Annotated in this window: 16 protein-coding genes; 6 read left to right on the forward strand and 10 right to left on the reverse strand. The window is 45.3% G+C overall.

The annotated features are described in order from the left end of the window. Positions 1-107: 107 nt before the first annotated feature. Positions 108-1340 (reverse strand): ABC transporter substrate-binding protein, encoded by a 1233-nt coding sequence (locus R2X38_RS04190; RefSeq protein ID WP_317520854.1) that lies wholly within the window; start codon positions 1338-1340, stop codon positions 108-110. 251 nt (positions 1341-1591) lie between these two features. Here R2X38_RS04190 and R2X38_RS04195 point away from each other — a divergent pair, with 251 nt between their 5' ends. From R2X38_RS04195 to R2X38_RS04205, 3 genes are all read left to right on the forward strand, one after another. After that, a complete protein-coding gene (locus tag R2X38_RS04195; RefSeq protein ID WP_317520855.1) occupies positions 1592-2455 on the forward strand; it encodes a MurR/RpiR family transcriptional regulator in 864 nt (287 codons plus the stop codon). Positions 2456-2612: 157 nt separating this feature from the next. Beyond that, positions 2613-3584, forward strand: a complete 972-nt coding sequence (locus R2X38_RS04200; RefSeq protein WP_317520856.1) for a LysR substrate-binding domain-containing protein — start codon at positions 2613-2615, stop codon at positions 3582-3584. 344 nt (positions 3585-3928) lie between these two features. Further along, on the forward strand, positions 3929-5194 hold the full coding sequence (locus tag R2X38_RS04205) for a dicarboxylate/amino acid:cation symporter (protein WP_317520858.1): 1266 nt from the start codon (positions 3929-3931) through the stop codon (positions 5192-5194). A gap of 681 nt (positions 5195-5875) precedes the next feature. On the opposite strand, the gene allB is transcribed toward R2X38_RS04205, so the two are convergent. From allB to fdrA, 8 genes are all read right to left on the reverse strand, one after another. After that, on the reverse strand, positions 5876-7237 hold the full coding sequence (gene allB / locus R2X38_RS04210; protein WP_317520859.1) for an allantoinase AllB: 1362 nt from the start codon (positions 7235-7237) through the stop codon (positions 5876-5878). A 55-nt stretch (positions 7238-7292) separates the two neighbouring features. After that, positions 7293-8756 carry an allantoin transporter gene (locus R2X38_RS04215; RefSeq protein WP_317520860.1) on the reverse strand — a complete coding sequence of 488 codons (1464 nt, stop codon included), beginning with the start codon at positions 8754-8756 and terminating at the stop codon, positions 7293-7295. Positions 8757-9065: 309 nt separating this feature from the next. Then, positions 9066-10304, reverse strand: coding sequence for an MFS transporter (locus tag R2X38_RS04220; RefSeq protein WP_317520861.1), 1239 nt, complete (start codon positions 10302-10304; stop codon positions 9066-9068). Positions 10305-10325: 21 nt separating this feature from the next. After that, complete coding sequence (gene allC / locus R2X38_RS04225; protein WP_317520862.1) at positions 10326-11552, reverse strand: allantoate deiminase; 1227 nt, start codon at positions 11550-11552, stop codon at positions 10326-10328. 102 nt (positions 11553-11654) lie between these two features. Continuing rightward, positions 11655-12704, reverse strand: a complete 1050-nt coding sequence (allD, locus tag R2X38_RS04230; RefSeq protein ID WP_317520863.1) for an ureidoglycolate dehydrogenase — start codon at positions 12702-12704, stop codon at positions 11655-11657. A gap of 162 nt (positions 12705-12866) precedes the next feature. Continuing rightward, positions 12867-13673, reverse strand: a complete 807-nt coding sequence (locus tag R2X38_RS04235) for a DUF2877 domain-containing protein (protein WP_317520864.1) — start codon at positions 13671-13673, stop codon at positions 12867-12869. Positions 13674-13724: 51 nt separating this feature from the next. Continuing rightward, positions 13725-14990, reverse strand: coding sequence for a DUF1116 domain-containing protein (locus R2X38_RS04240; protein ID WP_317520865.1), 1266 nt, complete (start codon positions 14988-14990; stop codon positions 13725-13727). A gap of 12 nt (positions 14991-15002) precedes the next feature. Beyond that, complete coding sequence (gene fdrA, locus R2X38_RS04245) at positions 15003-16664, reverse strand: acyl-CoA synthetase FdrA (protein WP_317520867.1); 1662 nt, start codon at positions 16662-16664, stop codon at positions 15003-15005. Between the two features lie 362 nt (positions 16665-17026). On the opposite strand from fdrA, the gene allS reads away from it, so the two are divergent. Continuing rightward, complete coding sequence (gene allS / locus R2X38_RS04250; RefSeq protein WP_317520869.1) at positions 17027-17953, forward strand: HTH-type transcriptional activator AllS; 927 nt, start codon at positions 17027-17029, stop codon at positions 17951-17953. Here the strand turns inward: allS and R2X38_RS04255 are convergent. Beyond that, positions 17942-18883: a carbamate kinase gene (locus R2X38_RS04255; protein ID WP_317520911.1), complete on the reverse strand. Its 942-nt coding sequence runs from the start codon at positions 18881-18883 to the stop codon at positions 17942-17944. The two genes, allS and R2X38_RS04255, sit on opposite strands and share 12 nt — an antisense overlap. A gap of 307 nt (positions 18884-19190) precedes the next feature. Between R2X38_RS04255 and allE the strand changes: the two genes are divergently transcribed. Next, complete coding sequence (allE, locus tag R2X38_RS04260; RefSeq protein ID WP_317520871.1) at positions 19191-19979, forward strand: (S)-ureidoglycine aminohydrolase; 789 nt, start codon at positions 19191-19193, stop codon at positions 19977-19979. A gap of 262 nt (positions 19980-20241) precedes the next feature. After that, positions 20242-21471, forward strand: a complete 1230-nt coding sequence (locus tag R2X38_RS04265; protein ID WP_317520873.1) for an alanine--glyoxylate aminotransferase family protein — start codon at positions 20242-20244, stop codon at positions 21469-21471. The last annotated feature ends 128 nt before the right edge of the window (positions 21472-21599 follow it).

Here is a 21599-nt window from a genome sequence, read left to right on the forward strand (position 1 = left end):
TAAGTAAAAATGCCTATTAGCAACAGGCAAGGTAAAACAAATAAATACGGCGCAAATCTTTTCATGGTCATGCTTATTAGGCGGGATTGCTCCCGCCTACAGAAAAATTAAAGGCGGGATTCAACACGGCGGTTAAAAGCTTTCAGAGCCTTGTCTGCATCTTGCTGGCCAAGGGCAATGGACTCCCAGATACCTTGCTCCTGGGCACGGATCCAAGCCATTGCCGGTGGACGGGCACGGCCTTGGGCAACCGGCAATTGATCCATTGCCGCACCGAAATCTGGATTTTCGGCGAGTAGTTGTTTCGATGATTCAACGTCCAGCGCGTTCTTATTCACCGGCATGTAACCGGTATGCTGGAACCAAGTTGCACTCTGGTTGGCTGATGCTAGGTACTGCATGAACTGCCATGAGGCTGCTTTCTTCTCATCGCTAACGTTGGCCATCATGCCCACGCCCGCGCCACCGATTGGTACACGACACTCAGCGGTACATGGCATTGGCAGCACGACCAGATCATCACCCAGCAGGCGCTTGTAATCACCTAGGTTACCCGTACTGTCGAAGTGGATGGCAACACGGCCTGAACTGAAGTGCTGTTTAACCAGCTTTTCATCTGTCACACTTTCTGCTGATGCCACGCCATGCTTGTGGTACAGATCACCCATCCACTGGAACGCCTCAATAGTCGCTTCATCGGCAAGGCCTGACTTGTTGGTGACAGGATCAACCCAATCACCACCATTTTGCATCACCAGACCAAATCGGGTGAACTGGCTCGGCGTATTAATGCCGTAGACATTGTCTGCCCCCAATTCGTTTTGCACAGTTTTTGCCACATCAAGAATTTCATCGAACGATGTCATCGCAGGCATGTCCTCGTAGCCCGCTTCCTCAAGCAGCGCTTTGTTGACATACATCAGCGGTGTTGAGGAATTGAACGGCATCACATAGTTGCCGTCTTTATAGTTACCGATTTCCAGCGCAAACGGCTGAAGCTCTTCGGTAAACGCCTTGTTTTCAGCGTAATAGCCATTCAGATCGTTCAGGACTCCGGCTTCGGCAAAAACACCATACTGGGTCACTTCCAGTACCGCCATTTCCGGGTTGCGTCGCGCCGGTATAGACGCCTGCAGCTTGGTAATGATATCGGCATAGCTGCCGTTGTATGTCGCTTTTACCTCAATATCGCCATTAGCAGTATTGAAGTCTGTGATCAGGTTTTGCAAGACGACTTCGTCGTCACCTGTCTGGTTATGCCAGAGCTCTACTTGTACCGGTTTTGCCATCGCACCCGCTGCAACAAGCGACAATGCCAACGCTGAAAGACGCAGTTTCATGATTCATTCCATGTTTATCTGAAGGACTGCGGAGCATGCTAGGCAGGAAAAATGACAATACCGTTTCAGTAATTCGTTGATTCGTTGAAGAGAGCGCTGCAATCGTTGCAGAGGTACTGTAATAACTTGTTTATCTGCGGTTTTCATACTTTGCAATCAAAATTGCAATTGCATGAACTCTGCAATTTTGACATTTAACAGTCATTTTCTATGGCTATATTCAAAGCAAATTAGCTACTTACGATAAGACAATGAACGATAGGCAGATCAGTTACCAAGTAAAATTTCGCGGCGCTATCCAACAATTAATCACCGGAGTTGAAAGCAAGCTGACAAAATCTGAGGTCAAAGTGGTCGACTACTACCTCGCCAACGCCGACCACGCAGGTCACAGCGGCAAAGAAATTGCCAACGCGATTCAGGTACACCCTTCAACATTGGTCAGATTGGCACAAAAACTGGGCTTTCGCGGTCATCCCGAGCTCAAGCAATATTTGATTAAATTTGCCAGCCAATCGGCGGATGCCAGTGAACGTCACCAGCACACACTGTCCCAAATGGAAGGCTCGGTACTGCAATCAACCATCAATCAGGAAATCGAGCACCTCAGATTAATCAGCAGTGCGGTTTCACAGCCCTTACTCGATGAATCCTGTCGGCTTATCCTTGCTGCGAACAAAGTCTTCATCAACGGTCAAGACAATACTGAAGGGTTTGCCGAGCATTTTTCCCGCCGCCTGAACCGCTCGGGTATTGATGCTGAGACCGTTTCGCTGGGTCGCTCCAAACTGGCAGAATGCCTAACCGCCTCCCAGCCAGAAGACGTGCTGATTTTAATCTTCAACAACACTATGAACGAGATGACAGAAAAGCTGATCAAAATCGCCCGAAACTTGCAGCTTCAGGTCATAGGGATCAGTGATCTCAGCACACTGAGCGTGCCACCAGATGTATTGCTGTTGCGTATCTATCGTGGTGAAACCAAAGGAACAAAGTCAGTCAGCCCGCCACTGGTCATTACCAATGCGATTGTCCGAAACCTTACTGTGCTGGCAGAAGACAGGGTTATGCAAGGACTACGGCGATTCGAAATGATCCGCGCGTTGGAAAATTAAACCCCAAAAGCATAGGTGATTCCAACTGGTATTCCTGAGCACCAATAATCATCACCAAAAGGAAAGATAATATATTATTACCACTTGTTATATGAAAATTTTGTTACTTAAGGCACAATCAAAGGTATGAAACTATTGCGGAAATAATGAGAAAGCAATGAAATTACAGCAACTGCGTTACCTCAAGGCGGTGATAGACAACAACCTGAATATCTCGGTTGCTGCCAACTCCCTGTTCACAACCCAACCTGGTGTCAGCAAGCAAATCAGGCTGCTGGAGTCAGAACTGGGCGTCAAAATTTTCGAGCGTAAGGGTAAATCCATCAGTACGGTGACCCCTATTGGTAAACAGATCATCGATGAAGCTATCGAGATGCTGGAAAAAGAAAGCCGCATCAAGACGATAGTTCGTGATCATATCAAGCCCGAAGAAGGCTTTTTGAACATCTACACCACCAATACCATTGCCCGCTATCTTATTCCGGAAGCAGTAGAACGGTTCGTTAAACGCTACCCAAAAATCAAATTCCACATCGGTACTTCACAGCTCGATAAATACGGCCATATCCTAAAGCGTGGCCAGTCTGACTTCTCGATACTGGCACAGAATGTCGAGCGAGAAAAAGACATCATTGTACTACCAGCCTATAAATGGAACCTGAGCCTGATCGTGCCCAAAGACCACCCGCTGGCCAATGACCGTGATATCTCCATCGAAAAAATCGGTGCCTACCCGCTGATCAGTTACGAGCCGGGCTCAACCGGACGATCAGCTCAAGACAAAGCGTTCAAGGAAAAAGGGATCTCGCCGTATTACTTCATGACGGTAATGGATGTCGAAGTTATCAAGAAGTACGTCAACCTCGGTTACGGGATCGGCATTATTGCCCAAGTAGCCGCTCAAGATGTGGTGGACGAGAATCTGGTCAGCATTCCGCTCAATGACATCATCCCGGCCTGTGACGCCTGGCTATGCTATAGCCGCAACCTGTTCTTACAAAAGTACATGTTGGATTTCATCGAGCTGTTCTGTCCTCACCTTACCCGGGAGGTAATGGAAGATATTGCCCACTGCTCGGATAATGAGATTCTCAAAATTTCCGAACAGTTTGAGCTGCCTGAGTATTAAAAACTACTCATTCATCTTCTTAGTCAATTCATCTTTCGATATGCGGATATATCGAAAGATGAACTTCTGATATCTCCCTTCTTTTTAGAATAGTATTTAAACTTTTCTAATTATTCATTGTTGTTTCACAAAACAATTTAATATTTGCGCAACATTTAATCACTCTCAATACTTTCAAGCTTCTTTACCCCTATTCTATATCCCTGAAAGAAACACAATAAATACAAAATAATGCTTTGATACAGAAGAGGTCAATGCAAGTTGTAATGTTATTTCTTGCTTTATGAGCTAAAACATTTTGCTGACCTTTATATCAGGAATATAACTGAAATGAGGGAACGAGTATGTCACTTAGTATGTCTGAACCCAAACCAAAACTATCAGTATCACTAACAAATCAGATACTTATTGCTACTGCTGCAGGTATAATCTTCGGGGCAGTAGTTGGCCCTTGGGCTGAGAACATCAAATTTATTGGCGATATCTTTATCCGCCTAATTCAGATGTCCGTTGTTTTGCTTGTCATGACTGCAGTCTCCGCTGCAATCGGAAACGTAGACAGCAAAGGCGCCGGTAAAATGAGCCTTCACACATTCAAATGGATCATTTCAATGACCATTGTCTCTGCTTTTGTCGGTTTATTTCTTGCCCTCACAATTAAACCCGGGGAAGGAATAATTATTGAAGGAGCAGCTGCAGCGGTCCCCACACCCGATGCTTCTATCAAGGATACCATTTTGGGGTTTTTCTCTACCAATATCGTTGATTCTATGGCAAGTGGCGCCATGATACCGTGTATTGTCTTTGCCGTTATTTTCGGGCTAGCCATGGGATCATATTCTCGAACCAGTGGTAACAAGGTTATCACTGAATTTATCGTTAGTTTTAATGCAGTGATCATGAACATCATCAAAATGGTCATGAAGCTAGCACCCATTGGTATTTTCTGCCTATTGGCTAACGTTTCTGGCGCTATTGGCTTTAAAGTTATAATACCTATGCTTAAGTTCCTTGGTGCACTAGCAATCGGCGATATTATCTTGCTGTTAATGTATGGCCCGCTTACAGCGATGTTAACCAAGGTCAGCCCTTTCAAAATGCCGAAGAAATTTGCAAAGTTGTCGATTATGTCAATGACTACAACGTCTTCTGCAATTTGTTTACCGACCAAAATGGAAGATTCAGTGACCAAATTTGGCGTTAGCCGCAAGGTCGCAGACTTCACTGGCCCAATTACTATGTCAATGAATGCTAATGGCGCGGTGATGTGCTACGTCCTAGCCATTTTCTTCATGAGCCAGGCTACAGGTATTGTCCTCGAACCCTTCCAAATGGGTATGGCTATCCTACTGTCGGTGTTGATGTGCATGGGAACCATTGTCGTACCCGGCGGGATGATTATTGTCTACACCTTCCTTGCCAGTTCGATGGGTCTTCCGCTCGAAAGTGTGGCTATCCTTATTGGTATTGATTGGTTCTCTGGTATGTTCAGAACCCTGCTTAACAATACGGTTGATGTCATGATTGCCATGCTTGTTTCAGACAAACTAGGTGAATTTGACCGAGACGTCTACAACGACGAGAAAAGAGCGGAATACGTGCAAGCATAAGTCTTTTTAATAATTACCCCCGACATAAACTAAGCCAGCAAGCTATTATTGCTGGCTTTAACATCTTAAAATTTCATTATTTCCCTCAACCTACCCGCCTTTAAAACAGATAAAATCATAAAAATCAAAACCTAACTCCTTGAGACGATAGATATCTCAATGGTTACACTCAATCAAGAAACAATTATATTACAAGCCTAATAAACCTCACCCAAAACAATAAACCAAGCCTATTCTTCCACTATATGATCAGTTTAGGGAAAATTATAATCTTATATAACTAAGATACTTCAAGATGCAGGCTCAGCGTGAAATTATAAGCTTATAAACAAGGTGTTTGTTGAAAATGCCGTGGTTATAAATAGAAAAAAATAACACCCTATAACAGTTCAGGAAAATCGCCTTTAGAAAGAACCCCATCTCACCCTCTACAGCGAGAAAGCATTAATGAAAGAATCCTATTGTTTCAAGCCTGAACATTAAATAAACCACCAACCAGAACGCTATTTGCGATGTTATACCGATAAACCCAAAAGTGTCCTACTCCCTTACGTTTGGCTTGCTACCTTTATCCGTACTAACAAGCAATTATAAAAGATAGCCTACTGAAGTTAGTGGTTTAGGGCTGACAATAAAAAAGCAGCCATCGGCTGCTTCTTTATATCACTTTTCATCTGTCACTTATACAGTAACAAAGTCACCTTGGTAAGGGTTAGTTACCCCAACATCGAGATCATAGACAACCTGGCCTCGTAGCAGCGTCTTGGCAACCTGAGCACCAATATTACGCCCTTCATAAGCACTAAATTTATTGCGGTACTCCAAATCATCCGCAGTTAGTACATAAGATGAGTTCGGTTTGATCATGACGATGTCCGCATCTTTACCCACAGCAATACGCCCTTTCTGATCCAAGCCAAATAAATCTGCTGGGTTGGTAGCCATCAGTTTAGCGAACTGTGTCAGGGCCATACCACGCTTTTGTACCCCTTCGTCAAACATGATATCGACGCTGTTCTGCAGCGAGGAGATCCCACCCCAAGCATCAAAAATCCCTCCTTCTTTTAGATCAGGTGTACAAGGCGAGTGATCAGAAGTAATAAAGTCAATCTCCCCGTTCAGCAGTTTAGCCCACATGCGGTCTTGGTTGTCCTTGTCACGAATTGGTGGCGAGCACTTGGCCTTAGTTCCAATTTCTTCAAACTGATTATCGTCAATTGCAAAGTAGTGGCCGCAAGACTCACAGGTAACATCCTGGCCGCTATTGCGGGCCTTGGTCACTTCCTCGATGGCTTCAGGACTGCTCAAATGGCAAAGGTGTAACTTACAACCCGTTTCCTTGGCCAGATAAAGCGCACGACGCACAGCCTCAACCTCGGTGAAAACCGGACGAGAGGCAATGTAATCCTTGGCTGTTAGGCGCCCTTCAGCCACCGCTTTCTTACCTAGGCCATCACAAATCTCGGCATTCTCAGCATGCATCAGTAAGATTTTTCCTAGGCGTGCTAGTTCGGTCATGCCCTCATAGAGCTCGTAGTTATTTACGTTACAGAAGTCACCTGACTCCGGGTCAGGGTTACCACACGTTGATACAAAGCACTTGTAGCCCACGACACCTTCCTCTGCCAGTTCATGCAGACGATCAATATTATGGGGAACCAAGCCGCCCAGAGAGGCAACGTCAACAGTCAGCCTTCCCTTGCCTGCTTCGTATTTAACATGCAGAGTTTCACGGTCAATCGTTGCCGGTACCTGGTTAAGGGGCATTTCAACACACGTCGTCACGCCCCCTTTTGCCGCGGCTTTGGTTGCTGTTTCATACCCTTCCCACTCGCTGCGAGGGCCGCCCGGATCAGTGATATGGACGTGGCCATCAACCATGCCTGGCGACACAATCAATCCGGTAGCATCAATGTACTCATCGGCACTACCCAGCTCATTGCCTATAGCGGCAATCAGACCATCTTTAATCGCGACATCGGTGTTAATGGCTTCATTTTCCAGAATAACGGTACCGTTTTTAATAATTTTATCGTAGGACATGTTTCACTCCAGTATTATTGGTTAAGTTATTAATTTTTAATTAAAATTACATCTATTATCGGAACGAAAGGTACAGTTCCGGATTACGTTTTTCATCGATTTTCATTAAGGCGACATAAGCGGTGAACGCAGCGATGACACCCGTGAACCAAGACAAACTATTCAGTGCACTCAGCGCAGAGATATACTGCCCGCCCAACGAAAGTACACAGGCAAAAATGGTGGCATAGAAGGCAATAACGTTGATTCCGTTCTTGTAGTAATTAAAACTACTTTCAGACACATACAGAGAGTCAAGCTGGATATTTTGCTTCATGATAATGAAGTAGTGACCCAGCATGACCCCGATCACTGGCCCCAAGATACCACCAATGGTATTTAGGAACAGGAAGATGCTCTCCTGGCTTTCCATCAGTTTCCATGGACAGATGATCACACTGATCACACCCGCGATCATTACTCCATGGCGGTATGTTAAGCGCGGGAACACGGCAACAATCTGATAACCTGCAGGGATAATATTACCGGTAGCATTCGTCGATATAGTGGTCATCAGTACCACGGTACCCGCGAAGATGGCCAGGAACAGGCTGTCCCACTTAGCAATAATATCCAGCACATTCCACGTATCTGTACCAAAATGAATACTCGCTCCGGCAAGCACGCAAACACTCGATACCGCAAACAACAGATAGGCCAGTACCAGACCTCCTAACTGACCCGTCGCTTGATCTTTAAAGCTACGGGCATTCTGAGTAAAATCTGATGAACTGACAGCAGGCGCAGCCCAGACGGCAACAATCGCATTGATCACAATCAGGAACTCGAAGAACCCAGCATCCGTCTGCTGCACCTTGGCCGGCACATAGGCTAAAATACTTTCAAATCCTACTAGGTATACCGCCCAAATCGCCATGCCTCCAAATACCAGGTAGATACAAGGATTGAGAATCGCGGTAAAGCGATTTAGGATCGCCCCTCCCCCCAGACCGATAACCATATTAATTGCCCAAAACAACAGAAATGCGATCAAACCCGGCGCAGAAATCCCCCATAAGTTCCAATCGCCGCCGATAGTCAAGAACTCGGGCCAAATCTTGGCAATAATAATCAGCAAAGCGATGGAACCGGCGTAGTTTTGCAGCCCGAACCACATAATTGCAGCAATGCCACCACGTAATATCCCCGGCAACAACGCTCCCTTAACCCCATAGGAGGCACGCAGCAGCATGGAGAAAGGCACACCATATTTAGACCCCGGTGCGCCGTTAAGGATCATCGCCAGCGCGATAACCACCCCACTCAATAAAATCGCAGCCATGATCCCCGATGTGCTCAATCCGAGCATGAAGAAACCGCCAACCGCGACATAGTTGGGTACGTTGTGCACCGAACCCTGCCATAAGGTAAAGTAGTTCAATGCACGCCATGTTCTTTTTTCCGTAGGCTTGGGCAGTAGATCATCGTTGTAGCCCCGCGATCTATACTCTTCAACAAGCTCCCTTGTTATTTCACTCATTTTGTTTCCCTCGTTATTGGATATCATTCTTTTTTTGTTAAAAACAATATATATATAACGTAGAATATTTAATTAGAACAAAACCACACATAACTTATATTTATTATTATTTTGTTAATTTAATATTCATTATTTAATGATATTAAATTATTAATCACCACCAATATAACAACATATAATTACACTCATTTAAGAAATATCATTTCGGTATTTTACTTCTCAAAGGAAATACAGAATTGACTTTTATTAATGTATAAAAGTAAAGCCAGCTAATACAACTAGCTGGCTTTATTTTTTGGCTTAACCCAGTCAAGCAGCCTGTACCGTTGCCTTGGTACTGCCTCGCAGGTATACCAAGGTAAAAATAATTGCCCCGGAAACCAATAGACCCGCCGACAAGTAAAACCCTATCGCCTTTGATCCCGTTATATCCGAGATAAACCCTGTTAACGGAGGGGCGACTATCGATGAGCTCATACCTGAGAGATTGAAAAGAGCCAAAGCCCGTGCCATCCTCGCTTTGGGTGCCCGTTCCGTCACAAAAGCAATCAGGATCGGGTCCAGTGCCATCTTGCCAAGGAAACCGTATACAACCAGGCTGATCATCAACACAGAAGTATTAGAAGCCAGAACCGTAAAGGTAAGCATCAAAGCAGCCATAACCTCCAGAGCAATAACCAACTTAACAGTATGCGCCTTAAATTTATCCGCCAAAGAACTAAAGAACAGAGCACCCGGGACAGCAACCATCGCCACTAACGCTGATGCACCACCGATGGCGGCTCCCTCAAAGCCCCTCTCGGTCTGCAGGTAACTTGGCAGCCAGGTCACTATCATGTAATAGCCATAGCAGGTGCAGAAATATAGGAAATAGACCGTAACCAATTCCAGGCTCAATAAGTTGCTTCCGCCCCCCTCTGGTACAGGCGTTGGAGCATGGGCTTCTTTTACCCGAACCGGCTCATTTTCACGCGGCTTAATCATCAGGGCGAAGACGATGAACATGATGAAAATAACCGCCGCAGAAAAATACAGCACGTAGTTCCAGGCCAAATTCATACTCTTGACCAGCACACTGGAACCAATCAGGCCAATTCCCATCCCGATGGCCGCGCCGCTGTTAACAATCGCCGAAGCAAAGGCTCGCCTATTTTCCGGAACATTTTCGCCGGACAAAGAATAAGCCGAACAAAAAAAGGTGGCGCAGCCCAAACCGGAGAAAAGTGAACCGGTATAAACCATTGATATCCCAGATGCACTGCCAATTACCAGCGTACCAACAGTAAACAAGCCAAAACCACACAATAACGTCAGCTTCTGACCAAATTTTTCAACCGCAAGAGAAGCTGGTACCTGACCAGAACAATAAGCTCCGTAGTAAAAGGTCGCTATAAAGCCAATTTCAGTGTCACTGATCCCACCTAGCGCAGCCTGAATTTCAGGGTAGATGGGGGTCAGAACCGTCCGGTAGATCCAAATTGCGACCCAACCAAAACAGAGGACAACAATCAGTTTCTTCCAGTACTCGATACCAGTTTCATTATTCATAGCTATATCCGTTATCTGTCATTATTTATAAGCAAGCTCATGGAGCACATCTATCAGTGCTTTCACTCCCACCGTTAAGTCCTCAAGTTGGGTGCGCTCGGCCGGGTTATGGCTAATCCCAGCGATGCTCGGAATAAAAATCATCCCAGTGGGTACACGAGGAGCAAAAATCTGGGCATCATGTCCTGCGCCGCTATGCATACGCTTGTAGTTAGCCCCTTTGGCTTCTAGCGTCTTATCAATTAAGTCAACCAAGGCTGGATCCATTGGGATCGGCTCTTCGTCCATCCACAGATCAACGTCGATTTCAACTTCCATCTCAGCGCAGATTTGCTGCATATCCGCAATGATCTGATCACTGAAGCCAAGTAGCTTTTCCTTGTCGGTATGGCGGCAGTCCATGGTGAATAAAATATCGCCAGGCACGACATTAACGGTATTTGGCTTCGGTACCACCTTACCAAAGGTCAATACAAGTGGATCGCCCTCTACTTTGGCTTTGTCGATAGACTGGCTACAGATCTTACTGAATGCGTAAACAGTATCTTTTCGGTATCCCATCGGGGTGGTACCCGCGTGATTCGCTTCCCCTTTGAGGGTAATATTGTAGCGTCGCTGGCCTGCAATACTGGTTACCACACCAAGCTGTTTGCCCTCTGTTTCTAGCACTTTGCCCTGCTCGATATGCAGTTCGATAAAGGCTTTGATATCTTTTCTGACCGTACGTTCTGTTGCAAAATCAAATCCGCACTTTCTCATGGCATCAACAAAGTTCACACCCTTGTTGTCAGTCAGATCTTTAACTGCATCATTATCCGCAATGCCTACAATGTTCTTGCTTCCCCAGAAAACATAAGGGAAACGGCTACCCTCTTCTTCAGCCAAGGAAACAGCTTCAATCGTACGCTTCGGAGAACCATGCTTATCTTTTAAGTATTGCATGGCAATAAATGCTGCTTCGATACCAAACTGACCATCGAGATTACCGCCATTCACCACAGTATCGACATGTGAGCCAGACATAATCACTTGGTCTGGGAACTCCCTTCCTTCCAAGCGTCCATAAACGTTACCTACATCATCCGCATAAGCTTGGAAGCCGCTTTTTTCAAATAACTCTAAGAACGTATTTTGCGCTGATAACCACTCTTCGGTGTAAAGCAGGCGAGTCATACCAGCCCCTTCGTGATAACCATATTGAGTAATTTTCTTCGACGTCTCTTCTACTTTAGATTTTAAGAGTTCCATCTTTTTATTCCTTATTTTGTTTCAAAATATGTATTTATGACAGACAGCTCATAACGATAAAAAGACGTATTTGGCTATTTTTATTATGAGCATTTATTCTATTTATCCATTAAATGCAGATTTATGATCGTAGGAATTAATGTAGGTATGCTCAGATATTAAGTAATCGTAGACTTCATCTACAATCTCTATTCCATCTTTTCTTGATTTAGCTTCAATGAGGTCACTGTTTTGTCCAGGGTATAATACCTTATCAAAACCTGGGGCTGGACGAATCTCACCCAATTCCTTCATAGTTTGAGAAATCGATTCAATGAAATATTCTTTTGTTGTGAAAAATTCAGGGTTAATCACAATATGCAGCTGACCCAAATTTCGTCCTTCGGTTAAATCGTCATACATTGAACTGACATTTTTGCCGAAAGGTAACCCCAGCATCACACCAGACAGAATATCCACCATCATCATCAGGCCGTATCCTTTAGGTCCGGCAATCGGTAATAGTGCCCGAACTGCATGGGGGTCAGAGGTAGGATGACCATCGCTATCTACCGCCCATGTATCTGGAATGGATTGGTTGCGGGAACGAGCGTCCAATACCTTACCCCAAGCCTGTATGGTGGTGGCCATATCAAAGTTGATTGTCTTACCATCCGGCCCTGGCGCTGAGAAGGCTATTGGGTTGGTGCCATAGTAGACTTCGCTGCCTCCAAATGGGACTACCATTGGGTCTGATTGGCACATCGATATTGCAATCAATCCCTGCTCGGCAGCATGTTTTGTAAAATACCCAAGCGCACCGCTGTGACTCATGCGCTTTACGCCAATAACAGCAACACCTTTCGAGTTTGCCATCTTAATTGCTTTATCCATTGCATTTTTTGCAATGACATGGCCTGCGCCATTATCGCCATCATATAGCGCACTGCAGGGGCCTGTTTCTTCATAAGTAAATTGAGGGTTCGCATTGATCCCCCCTTTAGAGATACGCTCTGAGTAATATTCCACCCGCACAGCGCCATGTGAATGCACGCCGCGCGCATCAGCAAAAACGAGGACATCTGCAACAATATCAGCATGTTCATCAGATAAACCGGCTTGTTTAATTTTATTTTTAATTAACTGATGAAGCTGCTCACTTGAAAGATTCATAAGATACTCCATGATGAATATTCTAATTCACGGGCTAATAGTTTTATATCACTTATAGATAAATCTATAATAGCGAAGGAAATATATTGTTTTGTGATCCATAAACAGCTCATAACACTGCATGATTTTTTCTGTTTATTAACGAACAATAATTAAATCGTTTTATATAGTTTCTTGTAACTTAAGGAATAACCACATACCTAATAATGTATCGGCACCAGAGTAATGACCATGACTTAGTAATCGAGAAGCAAAATAGCTAAATTCATCTGGATTTGCGTTAATTAGGTTTAATAGTGAAACAGAGAAATACCCGTTTCGTGCTTGCTCTAAATACCCAGCACTCACTGATGTCGTCCAGAAATCTAAATCTAATGATAAAGGCAACATTCTGTGTGCTTTGTGCCTCAAGTCAGGGTTACTATAAGCACAGGCCAACATGCCAACGAGCATGTCATCGTGACTAGGTGTTAACCCAGGTCCTGCTCCAATGATATTTTTCCAGCATGGCGTATCACCATTAAACCATCGGTACAGTTGCACCAAGATTGGATAAAATGGTGTTTTATCTTCACCCTCCACAACTTTTGCCAGCGAACCATATAAGCCCGTTTCCTGCTTTTGCCTGGAAAGGAAGTCTGTCAATTCCGCTAAGGAAATAGACGATACGTCCTGTGCCTTTAGCCATACCCCATTTGTCCCTTTTTGTAGGTATAAGCCATTAACGATAAGCCCATTACTGACCAATCGTATATGACTCGCCTTTGGCACAAGTGCAGTCAATTGATGGAACACCGGGTCAGATACTGCCCAGCCAGAAGGGCTCATCCCCGTATCACTGCGATGTAAGGTCAGTACCTTGTCATCTTCAGTTAGAAAATTAATCGCCTGGCTGCCACTTCCTGCAAAGCGTAACTCCCCTTGCTTACTAGGAGCAGACAAACTGTAGGCTAGCGCTTCATTTACCATTTTCTTCCCCGTTGGCCTTGGCAAGGCAGCCTAGGGGCCGCCTTATTTCCCTTACTCAGCCTGCAGATCCATCTCTTGAGCCAACGCTTCAAGTGCTTTTTCAAAACATGCCAACGGCGCCCTTACGGTACCCGCACCAATTTGGCCAATACCCGCTTCTTTATGGGCGATGCCTGTATTAATCACTGGGGTAATGCCGGTCTCCACCACATGGCGCACATCCAACCCAAGGCAAGCCCCTTGGAAATTCCACGATGGAATTTGTAGCAAAGAGTTATTTTCGATGAAAATCTCAGCCATCTCTTCTGATACATCGAGTGCTACATCTACCCCGCCAACTCCAACAAAGCGTGTTACCCCTGGGGCTGCGACCATTGCGGCACCACCTATCCCATAAGTTTCCGTAATAGCGCTATCGCCCACATCCGTATTGGCCTGCTCTTGAGAATAACCGGTGAAGTACAAGCCCTCTGGCGTATTGACTGGGGCTGTGAACCATTGATTGCCTAACCCACTGACTCGAATACCAAAGTCCTTACCGTTTCTCGTCATTGCGGTAACAATACTGCCCGCCTTTACATTTGCGCCAGCGTCCATCGCACACTTACAAAATGCCATCGCCAAATTGAGGAAAAACTGATCGGTAATACTGAGGAAATCAAACACTCTTTTCAGCACATCCTTGCTGGCATCAACCGCCGCAATACTCGGCGCAAGCGTGCGAAGTAACAATGAAGAGGTAGCAATGTTGCGCTGGTGAAATTCGTCACCCATGGTGATCCCCTGAGCCATGATAGAGCCTAAATCAACACCACCATCTGTTTGCTTCAGTGCATCCTTAAGTACTGGCATCAGCTCTTCACGCATCCAATGCAAACGTTGCTGAACCTCTTCGCCATAAGCACCGAAGCGCATTACTTTGCCAATACCTTCATTCATATTGCAGTATGCAAAGTTCCCATCGTTTCTATTCTCAACCACAACGACCGGCATATTTGCAGAGGTGATCCCCCCCATTGGGCCAACAGCATTGTGATGGTGACATGGACTAAATTGAACCTCGCCTCGTGATAGCATTGCCATGGCTTCAGTGTCTGACGTTGCCCAACCTTCATACAAACAAGCACTGACGCAGGCGCCTTGCATTGGGCCGGTCATCTCCTCCCAGCAAATATTCGGGCCAGCGTGGAGCAGGTGCCTGCCTTCTGACAACCAAGGTATAACTTCACCGGCAGAGGTCACATCGACCCAAAATGGACGAGCGGATTTCACTTTTTCCAGTACGGCTGCGTTGGCTTCATTAATTGATGAATACATATCTTTGCTTCCCTATTGCATTTGTTTTAGTAGATTGGCTAATTTGGTGTTCCCGCCCGCGATTGGAGCCCATTGATAATGCACAACAGGCGTAGAAGCAGACTGCAAGTCATCGGCAAAGCTACGCAAACCTGCATTCACCACCTTGATCCCATCAAGGAGAGAAGGACGTTCATTCACTATTTGTCTTTCTTGTTGCTCAATTAACGCTTCAGACAACAACACAGCTTCTTCTAGGGTATTAACGACCGCGACCCCAGCTGCAACCAATTTGTCAATTTGTTCCGAGCGCTGTTGTGGATCTTCTTGTGTACCTGTTACTGTGGCGATAACGTGCAGCGGACTTTGGCGCTTGGATTTAACACTTTCGACGGCATCAACAAGTGCCGCGGCAGGATCTGCTGTCGCACCATAGCCAATAACGACATCCAGCAGCAGCACTCCGACAGCTTCATCTGCGGCACGCTTTTCTATTTCTAAAGTGCGGGTTGTGGGATCAATCATTGGGTGAGGGCGGCCAACCGTGTAATGGTCATCGCCTAAATCGATAATGAGGTGGCCACTGTCATTAAGCATCACGCCTTGCTCGTGCTTATCATCCACTTTCAACCCTAACTGCTCGGCGGTGAGCATCGCGGCCTCAGCAGCCAGCGTACCGCCGGTGTACAGGCCTAGGATGTTTTTTCCCGCTGTATGGTTACAACCAGGAACATTTTGACGGACATTCGCTAGCATCGCGGAAAGCCTGCCTGCTTCAGCGAGACTTTTAGCAAAAAAGACATTGCCTTCACGGGCCTTGGCTTGGCGCGTCCCCAAAAATAGCGCAACAACAGGCTTGCTCATCCCTCTCATTGCCTGAATCACTTTTTGCTCCACTTCCGGAGCTGGCGGCTTGGAGACAAAAGCAACTACTTCTGTTTCTTGGTCATTTTCCATCATCTTGAGGGCGCTCAAAGCACTTGCCCCGCCGACCTGTGCAGATAAATCGCGGCCACCCAAACCAATGGCATGGGTGATACCTTGGCCAGACAGGCAAACTTGCGAGGCTAACTCTTGAATACCGGTACCAGAGGCGCCGACAATGCCAATAGGTCCTTTGGGTAATACGTTAGCAAAAGCCAGCGGCGATCCAGAAACCATTGCAGTACCACAGTCAGGTCCCATAACAAGCAACCCTTTGCTGGCTGCTTTATGCTTCAATGCGACTTCGGACTCAACAGGAACATTGTCCGAGAACATCATCACATTCAAGCCATGATCTAATGCCTCATCTGCCAAGTCAGCGGCATAATCGCCAGCTACTGAAATCAGCGCCAGATTTGCTTCTGGTTGTTTCGCCAATGCGGTCTGCCAACGGCGAGCCACATCTAACCGCTTTCCGCCCGAAGATGCCTGAGCCACCGAGGCAAGTACATCATTTAACTGCTGGGCTATTTCATCTGCTACATTGCCACTGTCATCCGTGGGACGAATGGCCACACAAATATCGTTTGGCGTTGCTTCAGCGAACAGTGGGTGCCACAGACCCGTGGATTCCAGCAAAGACTTGTTGGCGGGAGTGCCCATCATAACCGAGACCTCTTCAACCGCATCCCCGTTACTCAATTGCCTTGATATCAGCATCAGGCTCACCGAGTCCTGAAAACAACCTTTTTTTAAAAATGCCTGGACCATGTATGACCACCTTTCTCATCCCAATATTTAAAACATCGAAAACTCTTTTATCTTCAATGTAATTGCCTGTATTTAGTTAGAGATTAAGGCAGTCATGAATTAAAAATATTGAGCAATGTCACACACGATTTATTGTTATAATTTTTTCAAGAATATAATTAATATATTTCAATCAGTATTAATGACGCAGCATCAATGAACTGTGACAATTAAAATGATTTATATAATCAAGTATTAATTATTAAAAATGATTGTTTACAATAATATTTGTAACGCATATTGGAATATCGACATAGATCAATTTTAATAACTTATATTCTTTTATAAGATGAATGGAGTCTCATCAACTTTAAAGGGCTCACATGCTTGACAAGGAAACTATCCGATCTTTTATGAAAGTCGCAGAGTATGCTAATTTTTCTAAGGCTGCTGAAGAGTTACATAAGACGCCAGCTGCCATCAGCTATCGGATTAAAGTATTGGAAGACGCTGTAGATACTCAACTTTTCACTCGAACTACACGCAGTGTCCACCTCACCCAAGCCGGTGAGCATTTACTAAGCCAATGCCAAAAGTGGCTTGATTGGATGGAAAGCATGCCAGATGAGCTACGCCAAATCGCAGATGGCGTAGAGCGACATATCAATATAGTAATCAACAACTTGCTGTTTGATGAAAATGCTGTCTCTCAGCTCATTTTTGCCTTGCATGAAGCATTCCCTTTTACCCAAATCAACATTTCTAATGCTGTATATATGGGGGTATGGGATGATCTTTTAAATAATGATTACCACCTGGCAATCGGTGTACCGGGCCTAGATACGATTGATAATGCGGTGAAGCTAAAGCCACTTGGAAAAATGAGTTGGAGCTTTATTCTGGCCCCCAACCATCCATTAGCCGCGCTTAACGTGCCACTCAAAGAGTCTCAACTCAGGCACCACCCCGCCATAAACATTGAAGACACATCGCAGCATATAAATAAGCGCACAGCTTGGTTGCTACGCGATCAAAAGGAAATCAAGGTGCCAGATCTATCGACAAAAGTAGCTTGTCACAAGAGCGGAACGGGGATCGGTTTCCTACCTAAGAACTTGGCTAAGCCTATGATTGAAAAAGGGGAGTTAATTGAAAAAGAGGTGCAGTGGAGTCGGACTCCTTCTCCATTATCGATTGGCTGGCGTCAAAACTCGGCTGGTGAGGTAACCCAGTGGATTATAGAACTATTCAACAATAATGATCCCATAATCCAAGGGTTCCTGAAAAATATCGACCAGCTACACCACTAATGGCTCTTCGGGGACAACAGTGCATGCCGGCCTGACACATGTCCCCTTTTCACCCAATAGAATTTGCTCAATGTCTTGTAACGCGCCAATAAAAGCGCGTTGACCTGTTCGCTCAACAAACTGAATCACAGCCTCGGCTTTTGGCCCCATTGCGCCATCAGGGGCGGCAAAAGGACGCATCTGGCTAACAGTTACATCCCTCAGCGCTTTTTGTTTCGGTGTACCCCAGTCTTGATAAACGGCATCAGCATCGGTAAGAATCATCAAATAATCTGCGCCAATTTGCTCTGCCAGCATGGCTGCTACCAGGTCTTTATCAATAACAGCTTCTACCCCAAGATAACCAACCTCCTGCTGAACGACAGGCATACCACCGCCCCCACAACATACAACGGTCCGCCCCTGTTCCAACAAACTGATAATTGAATTCGATTCAAGCACTTGAACTGGTTTAGGCGAAGCAACCACTCGGCGAACAAATTGACCATCTTGCTTCATTTTCCATCCATATTGCTTTTCCAATTCGGCCTGGTCTTGCGGCGAATATACCGGACCTATGTACTTTGTTGGCTCCAAAAAAGCGGGATCGGATGCTGACACTTCAACGCGTGTTAACAAGCAAGACACATCGCTCATGCCTTGCTCCGTTAAGGCATGCAATAACATGTAACCCAACATACCTTGTGTTTGCGCCACTAAGTTGTCCAGCGGATAGGTTGGTACTTCATTATAGGCAGAGTTTTGCAGGGCCAATAAACCTACTTGTGGGCCATTTCCATGTACGATTGCAATATCACAATCTTGCTCAAGTTGCTTAATCAGTTTTGCGGCCAAATTGATGTTGCGCTGTTGATTTTCAGCCGATAACACCTCACCACGTCGAAGCATAGCGTTGCCACCTAAAGCGATAACAATTCTTTTTTTATTCATCATACACCTACTAATATTTTTCATAATGACTTTTAAATACAACGAGCATTTCCAGACCACATATTTAAAATATTAACGACTGTATTTCATGTCTAGCTCCAGGATATAAATTACATCTTTATAAAACATTTTTATTCAATTATTGCCCCAACATACAATTAAACCTTTAAGTGCAAGATGAGTTACCAAGATCACATTTTTATTATTCATAACCGATAATATTTCTATACCAACACAGCTTCTGGTAATAGGGCCCAACGACTTCCTTCCGGGCCCGTTTTTTTAGGTGATTGATTCGAGGTATAAGATGGGATACTTAAACAACAATACTGGATATATAAATGATCTTCTTGCAACACGCGCTGTAATTAAAAAGAATAATTTTGCAATTCTTCCCCCAGACGGTTTGGTTAAAAATGTTCTGCCTGGCTTTGAGAATTGCGATTTGACTATCCTGTCTTCCCCGCAAATCGGCGCTACTTTTGTTGACTATCTTGTTACCCTCTATGATGGCGGCAATAACCGCTCTGGTTTTGGCGGTGAAGAAATTGAAACCTTCTTCTATGTTATCTCTGGGCAAGTCAGTGTCGAAGCCGACGGCCAACGCCACACGCTCAAAGCTGGAGGGTATATCTACTGCCCTCCAGGAGCCCTGTTACTGATGGAAAATGCCAACCAAGGCGAAAATAGTCAGGCATTCCTCTACAAACGCAAGTATCAGCCTGTTAACGGCTATCAACCACGGTTGATCGTAAACCATCGAGATAACCTCGAAAAAATCCATTACGAAGGTATGGAAAATGTCATTGTAGAAGATTTGCTCCCGAAAGATTTAGGCTTCGACATGAACTTCCATGTTCTGACTTTTGAGCCGGGGGCTTGCCATGGCTATATCGAAACGCATGTTCAAGAGCACGGTGCTTATATACTCAGTGGGGAAGGTGTCTATAACTTAGACAACAACTGGATCCCAGTGAAAAAAGGTGACTACCTTTTCATGGCTGCTTATGTTCCCCAAGCCTGTTATGCAACAGGAAGGGGTGAGCCACTGAGCTACATTTATTCCAAAGACTGCAACCGAGATATTTCATTGTAATCCAGCACCACTGCTAACTATACACTGCTGACTATACGCTATATCGCCTTTGGAAGTGCCGGCTCGATCTTGCACTTCCTTTTTTTAATCATAATTTGATTATCAAAAGTTTTTATAAAAGAACCAGATTTCCACATATATCAATGTTCCCAACACCTCATTCCCTATATTCTCTGGTTAAGTGCCGCCACCATGTGACTGAAACTAGTACCCATCTGTTGCATCGAAAGCCGGAAAAATAAGATCAAGGAGCCCACAATCAATGACGATTAACAATGAACTTTTTGAAACCCTAAATCCACCACAGCGTTTGCTGATGGGGCCGGGCCCGATCAACGCCTATCCGCGCGTTCATCAGGCTTTATCCAGTCAGTTGATCGGTCAATATGATCCGGCAATGACGGAATACATGCGCCAAACCCAACAGCTCTACCGCCAAGTTTTTCACACTCGAAACCAAGAAACGCTTCTTATTGACGGGACTGCAAGGGCTGGCATCGAAGCCGTCTTGGTTTCCATTCTTCAACCCGGTGACAAGGTATTAATTCCAGTCATCGGCCGATTTGGCCATTTATTATGCGAGATAGCCCAGCGTACTGGCGCCGATATCACCACCATTGATGTTGAGTGGGGCAAGGTCTGTGATCCTCAGCAAATTGAAGATGCAATCAAGCATGTGAAACCAAAGTTATTGGCAACCGTTCAGGGTGATACATCAACTACAATGAACCAGCCTCTGGCCGAAATCGGCGAAATTTGTCAGCGCCACGATGTACTTTTCTATTGTGACGCGACAGCATCGGTTGCCGGTAATGACCTGTTTGTCGATGACTGGCACCTTGACGCAGTTTCTGTCGGTCTACAGAAGTGTTTGGGCGGCCCATCCGGGAGCGCACCGCTCACTCTAAGTCCGAAGTTTGTTGAACAGATTAATCGCCGCAAGCATATTGAGAAAGGGATCAGAGCCCAACACCATGTAGACGGTGACGAGACGATGATCCAATCAAACTACTTCGATTTACCAATGATCCTTGACTACTGGGGTGAAGAAAGGCTTAACCACCATACTGAAGCCACATCAATGCTCTATGCCGCCCGCGAATGTGCCAGGATTTATCTGGAACAAGGCCCTGCAAATGTTATTGCCCGCCACAAGCAAGCAGGCGATGCCATGGCAGCAGGCCTGCAGGCCATGGGCCTATCGCTATTTGGTGATCAAGACTACAAGATGAACAATGTCGTTGGTGTCTATATTCCAGATTTGGTTGATGGTGAAAATGTCCGCCAAGAATTATTGACTCGCTTCGGTATTGAGATCGGGACGTCATTTGGCCCGCTTCAGGGCAAAATTTGGCGTATAGGCACTATGGGCTATAATGCCCGCCAAGAAGCCGTTCTTCATACATTGGCAGCACTAGAAGCTGTACTGCTTAAAAATAAAGCCCGAATTCAACTTGGCGCATCTGTCGCAACAGCGATGGAGTATTACTGAACTCAGTAGGCTCTATTGTCAGTTTAAATCACAAAGTGCCACCCTTTAGGTTAACACCGATCAGTTAAGCCATTGATCAGTTGAATGATCCTACGGTTGAGTGAAAATACCCTCAGACATTAAGTTTG

This window comes from Photobacterium rosenbergii, assembly GCF_033022775.1.
GTDB lineage: Bacteria > Pseudomonadota > Gammaproteobacteria > Enterobacterales > Vibrionaceae > Photobacterium > Photobacterium rosenbergii_A.